The following is a 14,352-nucleotide window of genomic DNA, read 5'->3' as shown; positions in this document are numbered from 1 at the left end:
GAACGGGTGCCTCATTGCCGCCGTTGTGCTAGGCTGACTTGTCGACGACCCGGAGAGATTGTTGAGCGGCGTTCCCCCCGACCCCACTAAGCCCGCGCGCGAGCCGGATGCGGTCGCGCGGCTTCAACTGACGCAGGCCCTGCGACGGGCCCAATACGCGATTGCGTGGGAACGTACCTGGCCGGGGCTTGTCCGGTTTCTGAGCGTCGTGGGGCTGTTCCTGGTGGCGTCCTGGGCCGGATTGTGGCTGGCGCTGCCGTTCCTTGGACGCGCGATCGGCATTGGCCTGTTCGCCCTCGCGGCGCTGGCCGCGTTGTTCCCGCTCGCGCGGTTTCGCTGGCCGAGCCGCGAAGAGGCGTTGAGCCGGCTCGACCGCGGCACCGGCATTCGCCATCGCCCGGCGACCGCGCTGACCGACACACTCTCCACCAAGGATCCGATCGCCCAGGCGCTCTGGCGGGAGCAGCGCGAGCGCACGCTGGCCTCGATCAAACGGATCCGCGCCGGGCTGCCGTCGCCACGGCTGGCGATCCACGATCCCTGGGCGCTGCGCGCGCTGGTGATGGTGATGCTGGCGGCCGCCTATGTCGCCGCCGGCGACGAGCGCGCGCTGCGAATTGCCGCGGCGTTCGACTGGAACGGCGTGCTGGCGCCGGCCAACGTCCGGGTCGATGCCTGGGTGACCCCGCCGCTCTATACCGGCAAGCCGCCGGTCATTCTGTCCGCCGCCAACAGGGATGCGGCTGCTTCCGATAGCGGAGCGCCATTGCCGGTGCCCGCAGGCAGCACGCTGCTGGTGCGCTCCAGCGGCGGCAATATCGACGTCGCCGTCGGCGGTGGCGTGACCGAGGTGGCGCCGAGCGAGCAGGCCCCCAAGGGCACCAACGAACGGCATTTCAAGATCGCCGGTGACGGCACCGCGCATGTCCGTGCCCCATCCGGCCAGCCGCTGTGGCGCTTTGCGGCGACGCCCGACCGTGCCCCGAGCATCTCGCTGGCGAAAGATCCGGAGCGCCAGGCCCGCGGCTCGCTGCAGATGTCCTACAAGCTCGAGGATGATTACGGCGTCAGCGAAGCGCGCGCGCAATTCGCCGCCCGTCCGGCCGATGCGGCCCAGGATGGTAGCAAGGAAGCCGGCAAGGAAGCGAACAAGGACGGCAAGACGGCCGAGCCACGGCCGCTGTTCGAGCCGCCGCAGTTCGCGCTGGTGCTGCCGAATGCACGCACCCGCAGCGGCGTCGGTCAGACCGTGAAGGATCTCAGCGAGGATCCCTATGCCGGCGCCGATGTGACGCTGACACTCACGGCCAAGGACGAGGCCGGCAACGAGGGCAAGAGCGAGCCCTTCAACATGCGGCTACCCGAGCGGCTGTTCACCAAGCCCCTCGCCCGCGCCCTGATCGAGCAGCGCCGCATTCTGGCACTCGACGCCAATCAGAATTCGCAAGTTTATACCGCCCTCGATGCGCTGATGATCGCGCCGGAACTGTTCACGCCGGAGGCCGGGCATTATCTCGGGCTCTTCAGCGTCAAGCACCAACTCGAGGCGGCGCGCACCGATGCCGCGATGCGCGACGTCGTCGCCAGCCTGTGGGCGCTTGCCGTCACCATCGAGGACGGCAACATCACCGACGTCGAGAAGGCGCTGCGGGCGGCGCAGGAGGCGCTCAAGCAGGCGCTGGAGCGTGGCGCCACCGACGAAGAGATCAAGAAGCTGACGGATAATCTGCGCGCTGCGCTGGATAATTTCCTGCGCCAGCTCGCCGAGCAGTTCCGCAACAACCCGCAGCAACAGGCGCGCCCGCTCGATCCCAACACGAAGATGCTGAGCCAGCAGGATCTCAAGAGCATGCTCGACCGGCTGGAGCGGATGTCGCGTTCCGGCGACAAGGAGGCCGCCAAGCAGTTGCTCGAACAGCTACAGCAGATGCTGGAAAACCTGCAGATGGCGCAGCCCGGCCAGGGCGGCGACAACGAGATGGAGCAGGCGCTGAACGAGCTCGGCGACATGATCCGCAAGCAGCAGCAATTGCGCGACAAGACCTACAAGCAGGGCCAGGATTCGCGGCGCGACCGCATGCGCGGCAAGCAGGGCGACCAGAGCATGGGCGACCTGCAGCAGGACCAGCAGGGCCTGCGCGACCGCCTCAAGAAGTTGCAGGAAGAGCTCGCCAAGCGCGGCATGGGCCCGGGCCAGCGCGGCCAGCAGGGGCAGCGCGGCGACCAGCAGGGGCAGCAAGGCCAACAGGGTCAAGGCCAGCAGGGGCAGGGCGGCGAGCAAGGCGACGGCGAGGACGGGCTCGATCAGGCCGATTCGGCGATGGGCGATGCCACCGGCCGGCTCGGCGAGGGCAATGCCGATGGCGCGGTGGACTCGCAGGGCCGCGCGCTGGAGGCGCTGCGCAAGGGGGCTCAGAGCCTTGCGGAAGCCATGCAGCAGGGTGACGGCGACCAGCCGGGCGACGGCCCCGGCAACCCCAGAGGCCGCCAGCAGGGCGCGGCCAACTCGACCGATCCGCTGGGACGGCCGATGCGCCATAACGAATTCACCGACGACTATACGGTGAAGATCCCCGGCGAGATCGACGTGCAGCGGGTCCGCCGGATCCTGGAAGAACTGCGCCGCCGTCTCGGCGATCCGTCCCGCCCGCAGATCGAGCTCGATTACATCGAGCGGCTGCTGAAGGATTATTGAGGGGCGTGGCTCAACCGGCCGTCATCACCCCAAACTGTCGTCACCCGCGAAGGCGGGTGACCCAGTATCCCAGAGACATCAGTATTTGAATCGAGAAGCCGCGGCGTACTGGGTCCCCCGCCTTCGCGAGGGACGACAACCGTTGATGGGGCTTACCCCGCCTCCCTTGCCGCCAGCGCATCCGCCACCGCGGTGCGGATGTCGTGCACCGAAAACGGTTTCGTCACCACGTCGTGCACGATCGCATTGAGGCCGGAGGCGCGTTCGCGCTGGTCGGCGAAGCCCGTCATCAGCAGGATCTTCAGGTTGGGAAAATCGCGCGCCGCCGTCAGCGCCAGCGCGATGCCGTCCATGACCGGCATCTGGATGTCGGTCAAGAGCAGGTCGAACAGGCCTTGCTCGCGCGTCAGGATATCGAGCGCGTCGGCGCCGTCCTCGGCGGTGACGGTCTCGTGGCCATCCATGGCGATGGCGCGCGCCACCAGCGAGCGCATGGAGTCTTCGTCATCGGCAATCAGCACGCGTGGCATGAAGTCTTGATCTCGCCTTGCGGAAGCGCGGCCGGGTTCAGGCGTGGCCGGCCAGATCCCGCTTGTTGAAAAAGCGTACGTCAATATTACGGCCTTCGGGCGGCGGCGAAGCCAGCCGCGACTTGAAATAGGCGCGCTCGCCGGGCTTGAGCACCGGCTGCTCCAGCACCGCGTTCCAGGCGTAGATCTCGGCGCCCTGCGCGTCGCGGACGGAGAAGCGCAGCCGCGGCAATTCGACCGGCTTTTGGGTCTCGCCGACGATCACGCCCTCGATGACCAGAACCGGCTTGCCGTCCACGGTCTCGTTGGTGATCTTGATGTCCTTGAACGCCAGCCCGCGCAGGTTCACTTCCAGCCCGACCATCTTGTAGAACGTCGCGGTTTGCGGCAGAAGCCGCACGATGTCGGTGCGCCAGATCATCAGCGCCAGTATCAGCGCGCCCATTGCGGCGCAGGCGGTCGGTAGGCCGACGGACGGCATGAACGGAATACGGGGCAGGGAAGGCAACCGGAAAAGACGGGCCAGCCGCTCGCGATGCGTGGTGATCGGGATATCCTCATGGCCTTCCGCATCCCGCCGGGCAACCGCTGGCCAGTCGCTATCGCCGCCGCTGTTGCCACCTTGGCGCGATCCTTCGCCCTCGGCCGGCCAACGGGGCGAAATCGAGGGGCTGTCGACCACCGGGGTGTCCTGTGCCTCCTCCTCCTCGCGCGCCATCGCTTCCCATTCGGCCGCGGCGTCGTTGGCGGCCGGCTGGCTCGATGGCGCCGGGGCCGGCATGGCTGCCGGCACGGCGGCCGCCAGTTCGATCGCGTCCTCGGGCCGCGCCAGCCAGGTTTCCTTGCAGCGGGAGCAGCGGACGGTGCGCCCGGCGGTGCCCAGGGTGGCCGGATTGATGGCGTAAGATGTTGTACAATGGGGACAAACGATATGCATGGAGCCCAGCTCACCAGTGTCTTCGCCCGGATGCTACATACCGACCGTTAACGAATCGGAAACCATAACGGCCGCAAAACCGTTTTGTCCGGTTGGCGCCCAAACCAGCGGGCCACGAGCCCGAAGTTCAGGTTCGGGTCCGGGTTCAGGTTCAAGTCCGGGGTTTCCGGCCGCGGTCCACGCCGAGCGGAGCTCGGCCACGGTCCATGCCGAGCGGAGCTCGGTCGCGGTCCATGTCGAGCGGAGCTGAGCTTGGTTCGGTTCGAAAATGTCGGTTTGCGGTACGGGCTCGGCCCGGAGATTTTGCGCGACCTCTCCTTCATGATTCCGGCCCATTCCTTCCAGTTCCTCACCGGTCCCTCAGGCGCGGGCAAAACCTCGCTGCTGCGGCTATTGTTTCTGTCGCTCAAGCCGACCCGCGGCCTCGTCAACCTGTTCGGCCAGGACGTCTCACTGCTCGGCAAGGATCAGATCGCGGATCTGCGCACGCGCATCGGCATCGTGCTGCAGGATTTTCGCCTGCTCGACCACATGACGACCTACGAGAACGTGGCGCTGCCGTTCCGCGTGATGGGCCGTGACGAATCCAGCTATCGCCGGGAGGTGATCGACCTCTTGAAGTGGGTCGGCCTCGGCGAGCGCATGGACGCCCTGCCGCCGATCCTGTCGGGCGGCGAGAAGCAGCGCGCGGCGATCGCGCGCGCGGTGATCTCGCGGCCGCAATTGCTGCTGGCGGACGAGCCGACCGGCAGCGTCGATCCGACGCTCGGCCGGCGCCTGCTGCGGCTGTTTATCGAATTGAACAGGCTGGGCACCGCGGTGATCATCGCGACCCACGACATCACGCTGATGGACCAGTACGAGGCGCGGCGGATGGTGCTGCACCAGGGACGGTTGCACATCTATGAGTAGGGCCGGTGACGAGCATGGGCCACTGGTGGACCTCGGGACCGAGCGTCCGCAGGTGCCGGCGCGGGCGCGCAACATGTCGCCGATCGTGCCGCGGGCGTCGATCTCCGGCCGCGCGCTGGTCGCCGTCGTCGCCATCATGACGTTCCTAGCATCCATCACCACCGGAACCGTGCTGCTCGTCAGCGCATCGGCCGCGGAATGGCAGTCGGAAGTCGCCAGCGAAATCACCATGCAGGTGCGTCCCCAGGCAGGGCGCGATCTCGAGCGCGACGTGACCGCGGCGGCGGAGGCGATGCGGGCGCAGCCCGGCATCGTCCAGGTCAAGCCGTTCAGCAAGGATGAATCGGCCAGCTTGCTGGAGCCGTGGCTCGGCAGCGGGCTGTCGATCGAGCAGTTGCCCGTGCCGCGCGTCGTCGTCGCGCGCGTGCAGCCCGGCACCACGCTCGACCTCGCTGCGCTGCGCTCCAGGGTGACGCAAGTGGCGCCGTCGGCAAGCGTCGACGATCACCGCGCCTGGATCGAGCGCATGCGTTCGATGACCGGCGCCACCGTATTCGCCGGCATCGGAATTCTCGCATTGGTGATCGTGGCGACGATCATTTCGGTGTCGTTCGCGACCCGCGGCGCGATGGCGGCGAACCGCCCGATCGTCGAAGTGCTGCACTTCGTCGGCGCCGGCGACCGCTATATCGCCAACCATTTCCTGCGGCACTTTCTCAGGCTCGGGCTGGAGGGCGGGGTGATCGGCGGCGGCGCCGCGATGCTGGGTTTTGGCTTTTCCGAATCGATCGCCGCTTGGTTCTCGGGCACCCCCGTCGGCGATCAGTTCGCGGCGCTGCTCGGGACGTTTTCGCTGCCGCCGTCGGGCTATCTGGCGCTGGCGGTACAGGCCGTGGCGATCGCCGCCATTACCGCCTGGGCGTCGCGGCGGACGCTGTTTGCGACGCTCGATGATATCGATTGACGTGAGGCTAATGGCGTTTGCAGTGAAGCAAGTCACGGACTTGACGAGGGGATCGGGACTCCACTTCGCCTGAAAACGTTCTAGAATTATCCGTGGGACGAGGGTTGCCGCACGATATGGATTTGCAGCACGACGATAGCACGCCGAGAGCGCGGGCCGCGCGGCCGCGCGGATGGCTGCGCGCGGCCATCGTCGGCTCCATGGCGATCCTGTTCGTCGGCGCGGCGGTAGGCTTCATCGCCTTTCTCTCGCAATTGCGCGGCGCCGAAATCAAGCCGGCGCGCAACGCCGACGGCATCGTGGTCTTCACCGGCGGCTCGTCGCGGGTGTCGGATGCGATGGAATTGCTGGCCGGCGGCTACGGCAAGCGGCTGTTGATTTCCGGCGTGCATCCGACCAACGCCGCGCGCGATATTTCGCGTTCGCTGCCCGACAACCAGTCGCTGCTCGGCTGCTGCGTCGATCTCGACCGCTCCGCCGTCAACACCCGCAGCAACGCCGCGGAGACGCGGCGCTGGGCTCGCGAGCGTGGCTTCAAGTCGCTGATCGTGGTGACATCGAACTACCACATGCCGCGCGCCATCCTGGAATTGTCCCATGCGATGCCGGATGTCACGCTGATTCCGTTCGCGGTGATCGGCGACAAATGGCGCGACGAGCCGTGGTGGACCAGCGGCGCCACGCTGCGCCTGTTGCTGTCGGAATACGCGAAATATGTCGCCGCGGAGGTGCGGGTGCGGCTGGCCAGTGCGGGCATCGATCTCGTGCCCGAACCTTCCGATCAGCCCCCGCCTGCGCCGCGCCGGCCGGCGACGGCGCACGTCAACTGATGGGCCCCTCGTGCTCAGCCTGCCAATGCCCGTGAGGTTAATTCTCGCCGAGCGTTGTCTTTAGTCTTCTCCAGACGGCTGCGAGTTTATCCAGCGCGAGGCGGGCCATCGATGCATCGGTCGTGATGGAGCGGTCGACGGGCGTACGTGCTTCGACCGCGATGATCCGGACGATGTCCGATTCCGTATTCGAACAAGCGAGATCGGCCTGCTCGGCCGTTACCGGAATGTTGGTCTCGTCCCGCGCGAAGGCCGATGTCGCAATGCGGACCACGCCGGGAATATTGTTGGCGCCGAGATAAACCGCCTTACAGACGTCCTTCGGGGCGGAGTACAAATCCACCACCCATGTCTGCCCGTCGCGCGTGAGCACGACGTCGCCCCAGGGCGTTACCAGCCAGCCGTCCCGCACAAGGAGATCGGGCACGGCTACGCCGCCTTCGCGTAGCGCGCCGAGTTCCACCGGCCCTTGACCGTTTTCTCCTGCGCGCTGCAGGCTCCCGATCAACTCGGCCAGACTTGCGAGCGTCCGATCGATTGTCGCAACCGTCGTGGATTGCTCGCCTTCGACGGGTATTTCTGCGAGTTGCCCGTCGGAGCCGACGACGAAGACCCTGATTCCCTTGTTCAGCAGGTCAACGCACTCGTCGGCGACGACGAGTGTAAACGAGTTCGCCAGCCCGCTCACCTCGAGATCCGTCGTCTGGGTGGCACCGCAGATTCGGTCCCCCAGCGCGACCAGGATGTTGCGGGTTTGACCGTCCTGCGCCCCGCCATTGATCTGCGCATCGATGCGCGATGAAAGCTGCGGGCCGGTGCGGTTGAAGCGGGTGCCGAACAGACGCACGGCGGCGTCGGACAAGTGGGTGAACTGGAACTCGCCGACATGGCGCCCGACATATCGGCTAAACCTGCCGAACCCGTACAGGTCGGCCATCGACGTTCCCGTTCCAAACCAATCTAGCCGGCGTCTCAACGTCACATCGTCACGGTGCGGCGTCGACTTGACCCCTTCAGCCGGTGCCGCGTTCCGAACGGATTGCATGAACGATTTGCCTTGCAAGCGCTGCGGAATGGCAACGTCGAGATGATCGAGGATGGAAGGATAGATGTCGATCGTTCGTACGGTATCGAACGATATCTTCCCGCCGGTCTGTCCGGGAAGCTTGATGATCAGCGGAATGTTGAGAACGTCGGGCAGCCGGAAGTCGCTGGGATCGCGCGGGCTCCCACCCGGCCATAGCGAAACGCCGTGATCGGCCACCACGGCGATGATGGAGTGATCGTACTGGCCGTTGCTTTTCAGCTGCGCGAACAGTTCGCCGAGCAACTTGTCCGCATGCATCGATTGAAGTAGATGGGCTTGGTAGTCGTGCATGATCCGGGCATTGTCGTCGCCCAGCATGGTAGTTCGGCGGTCTAGCGAAATGTAATCGCCCCATCGGGAGTCGGGATAGGGGCGTCCCGCCGGATAATGGTTCCAGCCATTGTGCGGGTAGACGTTGTGGTAGACGGCCAGAAACGGTTGCCTGGCCTGTCCCAGCGCCGCGATGAACTTCTCCTGGTGTCGGGTGCCGCGCCACGACCTGTGGACGTCCTCGCCGAACCGATTATGTTGGGTGTTGATGGCCGGAAGCCCGATAGCCAGCGGTGGCGGCGTTACGACGTTCGCATAGATGATCGCGGCGTCCGAGACGATCTTCCAACGGCGTTCATCCTCAATCATCGCACCCGCCGATTCGCCCGGTGGTCTCGCCGGATTCAAATCGGTCGCGAATTGCAGATCGAGAACGTCGTAGCTTGGGCCGAGCCTCTGGAAGATATTCTCCGGATAGCTCTTGTAGGTCGCCGGAACCCCGGTCTGCCGCACCTGTCCCGCAAGAATGGGTGGCACGGCTGTCTCGGTAAAGCCCGACATCGCGCGTGCGTTTGGCAGCCAGGTTGCCCCCTGCGCGAACGCGTGAAAGTTTGGAAACTTTTCCCCGTCGATCAGTCCGTTTGCATCGAGAATCGTGGTGAGCGGCAGTTCGTCGTAAATGATCAGGATGACGTTGGGCCGGTCTGCGGCCGTCATCTTCTCTGCCGGGGGCGCCTCGGAGAATTCGATCACGCCCGCATCGTGGGCACGTAGCATCATGATCGCGGGAAAAACAATGGTGACTGCCGCAAAGAAGCGGACGAAGCCCTGTGCCTTCGGCTTTGCCAGCAGAACGCTCGCGAGGAACGCCGCTCCCGCGAGCAGCAGGGCGACAATCCCGAGCATCGCCTCGTAACTCGGAGAAACGTGCATGGTCCGCGCAAGCTGTTGCGACGGCACCAGGCAGGTCAGAGAAATGTAGAGCCAGAAAACCAGGAACGATAGAGCTCGCCCCAGATAGCTGTGCAAGCGGTATCCGAGCGAGACGAGCAGCCATGTGATGATCGGCGGGACGAAATAGACGAACAGTATGCAAAGCGTATATTCGACCCCGCTCATTCGCCATGCGACGAAAAAGTTCAGGGTCTTTCCGGTGACGGAATAGAGCGGCTGCGCGACGGCAACCGCCGATAGCGCGAGATGCAGCAGGAACGAGTTCGGCTTCGGTGCGGTGCTTTCGATGACAGGTGCACTCATGTCGCAGTCTGGGATTGAACCGACGGAAGCTTCGGTTGAAGGAAATAGATGCGGCGGCGGCCTTCTTTGAGCGGCGCGGAATCGATGATTTCGAACATCGAAGCGGCGATGGATTCAAACTGGCCTTGTGTGTAGTCGGGATACGCGTTTCGTTTGTTCTTCAATAGTTGCAGGGTCATCTCGTCGTCCGGGCCCACGAATTCTACAACGACTGCAGCCGCAAAGCCGCAAAGCCACTGCAGAAAATCCCGCATCGGAATGTTCGCCGATATCACCATGTGATGGATCAGCGCGAGGCACAGGATCAGATCCGGCTTGCCACGGCTGTCGAACGATTTCCTTTCCCGGCCGCGCCAGCCCTGGTCCGGCGATGCGTTGCTCAACGGCATCACCAGCGGCGTGACGTTACCTGGCTTCTCCGCCTTCAGGCGGCGATAGAGCGTGTCGACGGCAAGCTCGTCCTGATCGACGGCGACGACTTGATCGGCGTGATCGCTGCACAGCCGTGCGAATGTTCCGGTGTTGCTGCCGAGATCATAGACCATCCGCCATCGCTTGCCGCGGACGTGCCGTTCGACGAAGTGCTTCTTTTCGGCGAGCGAAACGTTGTCGTAGGAATGGGTTTTCTCGTAGTCCGACCAGACGGTGGCGCCGCCTTTGCGTTCGAGCTTTCCGACCATCCGCCTTATCGATTGGACCATGCCAAGCGTCATCTCGCGGGTTTGCCGTATCGGCCACTTTCCCGGCGAGCTAGCCGGGGCCTGCATGCGGGTCTCGGCTTGTTTGGCGCGCCCCTGCAGCCGTGCGTGCAGATAGAGATGCGTGAAGACCCCGCGCCGCAAGATGTCGCGCATCGAAATGAATTTCATTCCTTCTTCGGGATCGACGCCCTCCAGATTGCTTCGGCAAAGCGGAGCAAGCTGGATGTCGCGATGCGCCTTGAGCAGCAGCGGAACGATGAACATCATGCAGAACTGCCGATATCCAATCCAGGAATCGCCGGCGCGATAGGGTTCGAACGATGAGACGTCGATGAAGACCGGCCGCTGGCCGCGCCATTGCACGTTGTAGGCGGAGCCGTCCTTCAGCGTCCAACCGTTCTCCAGCGCCCGCTCGAGAACCTCGAGATGCAGTAGCGCCGCATCCTTCAACATCCCGAACGTCCACTCATAGGGATATGAGATGAACGGCAGCCGTTCGTGCCGCAAAACACCGGTCCAATGGCTGGAGACCGGCGCCGTGATCTCTGGGCGGTCTTCCGTTTCGGTGCCGACCACCGCGCCGCTTTTCACGAGCTCCTGGAAGAAGGCCGTTTGCCGGAGCTGATGCCAGTTGGCGGTTGCTTCCGCGCTCAAGCTCCGGAACACCTCGCCCTGGTGATAGAAAATTCGATTGCTCGCGTCGCGAAATGAGCCAGGCTCGGGGGTCATGTCCTTCGAATTCTATTCGTTGCGCGCCGATTCGAGAGCACGCTCTTCGCGTCTAACTCGGGAAGCCTGATCTCACGCAGTGGATGAAGCACTCAATCTTTGGTCTGCCCGGCGGGAGCGTCGGCTTCGGGGCGATCTTTGCGAAACAGGGCGGTTGCCCTGTAGAAGTACCCCTTCAACGTGTAGGTCGCCGCAGCCATGACGCCGAGGATGGCGGTCAGAAGCATGCTGCCGGAACCCGGATCCAGATAGGCGAAGCTCGGATCGATCGAGATCAAATAGAACGTGCTGCCCAGCAGGGCAGTCCCACTGATGTTGTTCAGGCGTTCGGTCATTCCGGCAAGGCCTTTGGCAAAGGGGGGTCGACGAGGGAATAGCTAATATCGCTGGTTGCGATAGAAGCGCGAGATTCTATCAACAAGCGAACCCGTTAGCAATTTCAGAAGGCGGCATGTGGGGTGGTAACCACAGGTTCCGTGCGAGCCAGGCTAGGTCGCGTCTTGCGCATCCTGAACAGGCGGATGGAGCGGATGCTGGGTGTGTAGCATTGCCGCCAGCCGGTGCAGTTGCGAATCGCGAAAGCCTTCCGCCTCGATCGCCTTGACGGTGGCGATAACATAGTCGCGGTTGACGCCGGACTGGCCGTGCCCTTGCAGCACGTGACGTAACTGTTCCGCCACCGACAGCCGGCCGGCATACTGCACGTGGCCGCGATCGACCACGTAGACGAGTGCGCTGACGCGTTGACGCGCATCGTTCTCCAGCCACACCGACCGCATCACCTCGCGGTAGACCGAGGTGACCTGCTCGCGCTCGCGCAAATAGGCGATGGTGGCGGCGCGGTTCTTCTCCGCGACCCGGAACGCAATGCCGCGGCAGGCGCCGCCGCGGTCGAGCCCGAGCACGAGGCCGGGCTTTTCCGGCGTGCCGCGATGGACGAAGGAGTAGACGCAGAGCGCGCGGTGCTCGCCGATCAGCCGCGCCGGAACCCGATCGACGAATTCGAAGCCCGGGCGCCACATCAGGGAGCCGTAGCCGAACACCCAGAGGTCGCCTTGCGAGAATTCCGTATTGTTGAACTCAATTGCGGACATGCCGGGTGCACCGCTACCAGAACGGCGCGACAAAGCGAAGTGGATTCAATGCCTTTTGTTGCGGCGAGCGGATACTTACATTCGCCAAAATCGCTAGCCAAAGGACGCCGCATGCCTGACATGACCCCTGCGCCGCGCCGGCGCCCGCTGTGGCGCCTCTTCATCGCGCCTGCACTGCTCCTTGTTGTTGCCGCGGCATGGAGCGCCTTCTGGTTCTATGCCGCTTCCGAAGTCGGCGTGCGCGCTGATGCGTGGGCCGCACAGGAGGCGAAAGCCGGCCGGGTCTATGCGTGCGGCAAGCGTTCGGTGGCCGGCTTCCCGTTCCGCTTCGAAGTCCGCTGCGATGACGCCAGCGTATCGCTGGTGTCGCAGACCGCAGGCGCGCAGGTGCCGTTCACCGCGCGGCTCGGCGAGATCATGGTGATCGCGCAGATCTACCAGCCGAAACTTCTGATCGCCGAATTCAAGGCGCCGGCCACGCTCGCCGATCGCGGCCAGCCGCCGTCGATGAAGGTGAACTGGACCACCGGCCGCAGCAGCGTGTCGGGGCTGCCTGACATCCCGCAGCGCGCGTCCATCGTGTTCGACAATCCCTCGATCGACCGTGTCAACGCACAGGTGGCGACGCCGCTCGCACGCGCCGGCCATATCGAGCTGCACGGCCGCCTCGCCGATGGCTCGACCAGGGATAAGCCCGTGATCGAAGCGGTGCTGCAGATAACAGGCGGCAGCGTGCAGGAGGTGCACCCGATACTCGCCGCGCCCTTCGACGCCGACATCCAGACAAAACTCACCGGCTTGAAGGATTTTACGCCGAAGCCGTGGCCCGAGCGGTTCAGGGAATTGCAGGCGGCGGGCGGCCATGTCGAGATCGTGCGGTCGCGGATTCAACAGGGCGATCTGATCTCGGTGGCCGCGGGGACGTTGAGCCTCAACACCCAGGGACGGATCGACGGCGAATTGCAGATGACGGTGACGGGACTGGAGCGCGTGATCCCGGCACTCGGTCTTGAAAAGATGCTGGAGGAGGGCGTGCCGCAGGCAACGCTCGACCGCGTCGCACCCGGCGTCAAGAGCCAGGACCTCAACAATCTGTTCGGCGCGCTCGACAAGGCGATCCCGGGGCTGGGCAGGGTCGTCAAGCAGAACGCCAATGCCGGCGTCGCGGCAGGCATCAATTCGCTCGGCAAGGAGGCGGAGCTGGAGGGGCGAAAAGCGCGCGCCTTCCCGCTGCGCTTTGTCGACGGCGCGGTGTTTCTGGGCCCGCTGAAAGTGGGCCAGGTGCCGCCGCTGTTTTGACTCTCCGTCGTCCCGGCGAACGCAGGGACCCATAATCACCGATCTCAATTGTTGAGCGGAGCTGGGGCTCCAGCGCTGCGTTCGCAGGAACGACGACGCTCCCTCACTCCGCCTTCTTTTCCAGCGGCGGATGCGGGCGGCCGAAATCCGGCGCGGCCGAATCCTGGCCGATCTCGACGATGCCGCGGCGGATGGCGCGGGTGCGGGTGAAATGCTCGAACAGCGCCTCGCCGTCGTTGCGGCGGATGGCCCGGGTGAGTTTTGACAAATCCTCGTTGAAGGTGCCGAGCATTTCCAGCACGGCCTCCTTGTTGTTCAAGAACACGTCGCGCCACATCGTCGGGTCCGAGGCTGCGATGCGGGTGAAGTCGCGAAAGCCGCCGGCGGAGAATTTGATCACTTCCGACGACGTCACCTGCGCCAATTCGTCCGCGGTGCCGACGATGGTGTAGGCGATCAGATGCGGCAGATGACTGGTGATCGCCAGCACCAGGTCGTGATGATCCGGCGTCATGATCTCGACCTTGGCGCCCATGCCGGCCCAGAACGCGCGCAGAGTTTCGACCGGCATAGGATCGGTGCCCTCGGGCGGCGTGAGAATGCACCAGCGGTTGATGAACAGTTCGGCGAAGCCGGAATCGGGACCCGAGTGCTCGGTGCCCGCGACCGGATGTGCCGGAACGAAATGAACATGGCCCGGCAAATGCGGCGCCATTTCGCGGACGATGGCGCCCTTGACCGAGCCGACGTCGGAAACGATCGCGCCGGCTTTCAGGAAAGGCGCTATCTCCTGCGCGACTGGGCCGCAGGCGCCGACCGGGATGCAGAGAATGACGAGGTCGGCGTCGTTGACGGCCTCGGCGTTGGTCTCCAGCACGCGATCGACGATGCCGAGTTCGGTAACCCGCGCGCGCGTCTTTTCCGAACGCGCGGTGGTGACGATTTCGCTCGCAAGCCCCTGGGCCCGCACCGCGCGCGCGATCGAGCCGCCGATCAGGCCGAAGCCGATCAGCGCGACGCGTCGGAAGATCGGTACCGCGCTCACTT

12 protein-coding genes are annotated in these 14,352 nt (G+C 64.8%); 5 read left to right on the top strand and 7 right to left on the bottom strand.

Annotated features, from left to right (window positions below):
- Positions 1-61 precede the first annotated feature (61 nt).
- On the top strand, positions 62-2,695 hold the full coding sequence (locus LMTR13_RS34620) for a TIGR02302 family protein (protein ID WP_065731652.1): 2,634 nt from the start codon (positions 62-64) through the stop codon (positions 2,693-2,695).
- A gap of 152 nt (positions 2,696-2,847) precedes the next feature.
- On the opposite strand, the gene LMTR13_RS34615 is transcribed toward LMTR13_RS34620, so the two are convergent.
- Positions 2,848-3,225, bottom strand: a complete 378-nt coding sequence (locus LMTR13_RS34615) for a response regulator (RefSeq protein ID WP_065731651.1) — start codon at positions 3,223-3,225, stop codon at positions 2,848-2,850.
- A gap of 37 nt (positions 3,226-3,262) precedes the next feature.
- Complete coding sequence (locus LMTR13_RS34610; protein WP_065731650.1) at positions 3,263-4,162, bottom strand: MJ0042-type zinc finger domain-containing protein; 900 nt, start codon at positions 4,160-4,162, stop codon at positions 3,263-3,265.
- 252 nt (positions 4,163-4,414) lie between these two features.
- On the opposite strand from LMTR13_RS34610, the gene ftsE reads away from it, so the two are divergent.
- The 3 genes from ftsE (at position 4,415) to LMTR13_RS34595 (ending at position 6,868) form a co-directional block, all read left to right on the top strand.
- Positions 4,415-5,074: a cell division ATP-binding protein FtsE gene (ftsE, locus tag LMTR13_RS34605; protein ID WP_065731649.1), complete on the top strand. Its 660-nt coding sequence runs from the start codon at positions 4,415-4,417 to the stop codon at positions 5,072-5,074.
- Positions 5,067-6,038 (top strand): cell division protein FtsX, encoded by a 972-nt coding sequence (locus LMTR13_RS34600; protein WP_065731648.1) that lies wholly within the window; start codon positions 5,067-5,069, stop codon positions 6,036-6,038. The genes ftsE and LMTR13_RS34600 overlap by 8 nt, the downstream gene beginning before the upstream one ends.
- Before the next feature lie 116 nt (positions 6,039-6,154).
- Positions 6,155-6,868, top strand: a complete 714-nt coding sequence (locus LMTR13_RS34595) for a YdcF family protein (protein ID WP_065731647.1) — start codon at positions 6,155-6,157, stop codon at positions 6,866-6,868.
- Between the two features lie 37 nt (positions 6,869-6,905).
- Here the strand turns inward: LMTR13_RS34595 and LMTR13_RS34590 are convergent, their stop codons facing one another.
- The 4 genes from LMTR13_RS34590 to LMTR13_RS34575 form a co-directional block, all read right to left on the bottom strand.
- Positions 6,906-9,482, bottom strand: coding sequence for a sulfatase-like hydrolase/transferase (locus tag LMTR13_RS34590; RefSeq protein WP_065731646.1), 2,577 nt, complete (start codon positions 9,480-9,482; stop codon positions 6,906-6,908).
- Complete coding sequence (locus LMTR13_RS34585) at positions 9,479-10,912, bottom strand: methyltransferase domain-containing protein (RefSeq protein WP_065731645.1); 1,434 nt, start codon at positions 10,910-10,912, stop codon at positions 9,479-9,481. Before LMTR13_RS34585 ends, LMTR13_RS34590 begins: the two co-directional genes overlap by 4 nt.
- Positions 10,913-11,004: 92 nt before the next feature.
- The gene (locus tag LMTR13_RS34580) at positions 11,005-11,247 is read right to left on the bottom strand and encodes a hypothetical protein (RefSeq protein WP_065731644.1); all 243 of its coding nucleotides are present in this window, start codon (positions 11,245-11,247) and stop codon (positions 11,005-11,007) included.
- Positions 11,248-11,400: 153 nt separating this feature from the next.
- Positions 11,401-12,006, bottom strand: coding sequence for a gamma-glutamylcyclotransferase (locus LMTR13_RS34575; protein ID WP_065731643.1), 606 nt, complete (start codon positions 12,004-12,006; stop codon positions 11,401-11,403).
- A 111-nt stretch (positions 12,007-12,117) separates the two neighbouring features.
- Here LMTR13_RS34575 and LMTR13_RS34570 point away from each other — a divergent pair, with 111 nt between their 5' ends.
- On the top strand, positions 12,118-13,305 hold the full coding sequence (locus LMTR13_RS34570) for a DUF2125 domain-containing protein (protein WP_065731642.1): 1,188 nt from the start codon (positions 12,118-12,120) through the stop codon (positions 13,303-13,305).
- 103 nt (positions 13,306-13,408) lie between these two features.
- Here LMTR13_RS34570 and LMTR13_RS34565 read toward each other — a convergent pair whose 3' ends face one another.
- The gene (locus LMTR13_RS34565; protein WP_065733217.1) at positions 13,409-14,350 is read right to left on the bottom strand and encodes a prephenate/arogenate dehydrogenase family protein; all 942 of its coding nucleotides are present in this window, start codon (positions 14,348-14,350) and stop codon (positions 13,409-13,411) included.
- Positions 14,351-14,352 lie beyond the last annotated feature (2 nt).

Source organism: Bradyrhizobium icense, assembly GCF_001693385.1.
Taxonomy (GTDB): Bacteria; Pseudomonadota; Alphaproteobacteria; order Rhizobiales; family Xanthobacteraceae; genus Bradyrhizobium; species Bradyrhizobium icense.
The sequence above is the reverse complement of the archived record's forward strand: the minus strand, read 5'-3'. Positions and strand labels throughout refer to the sequence as shown.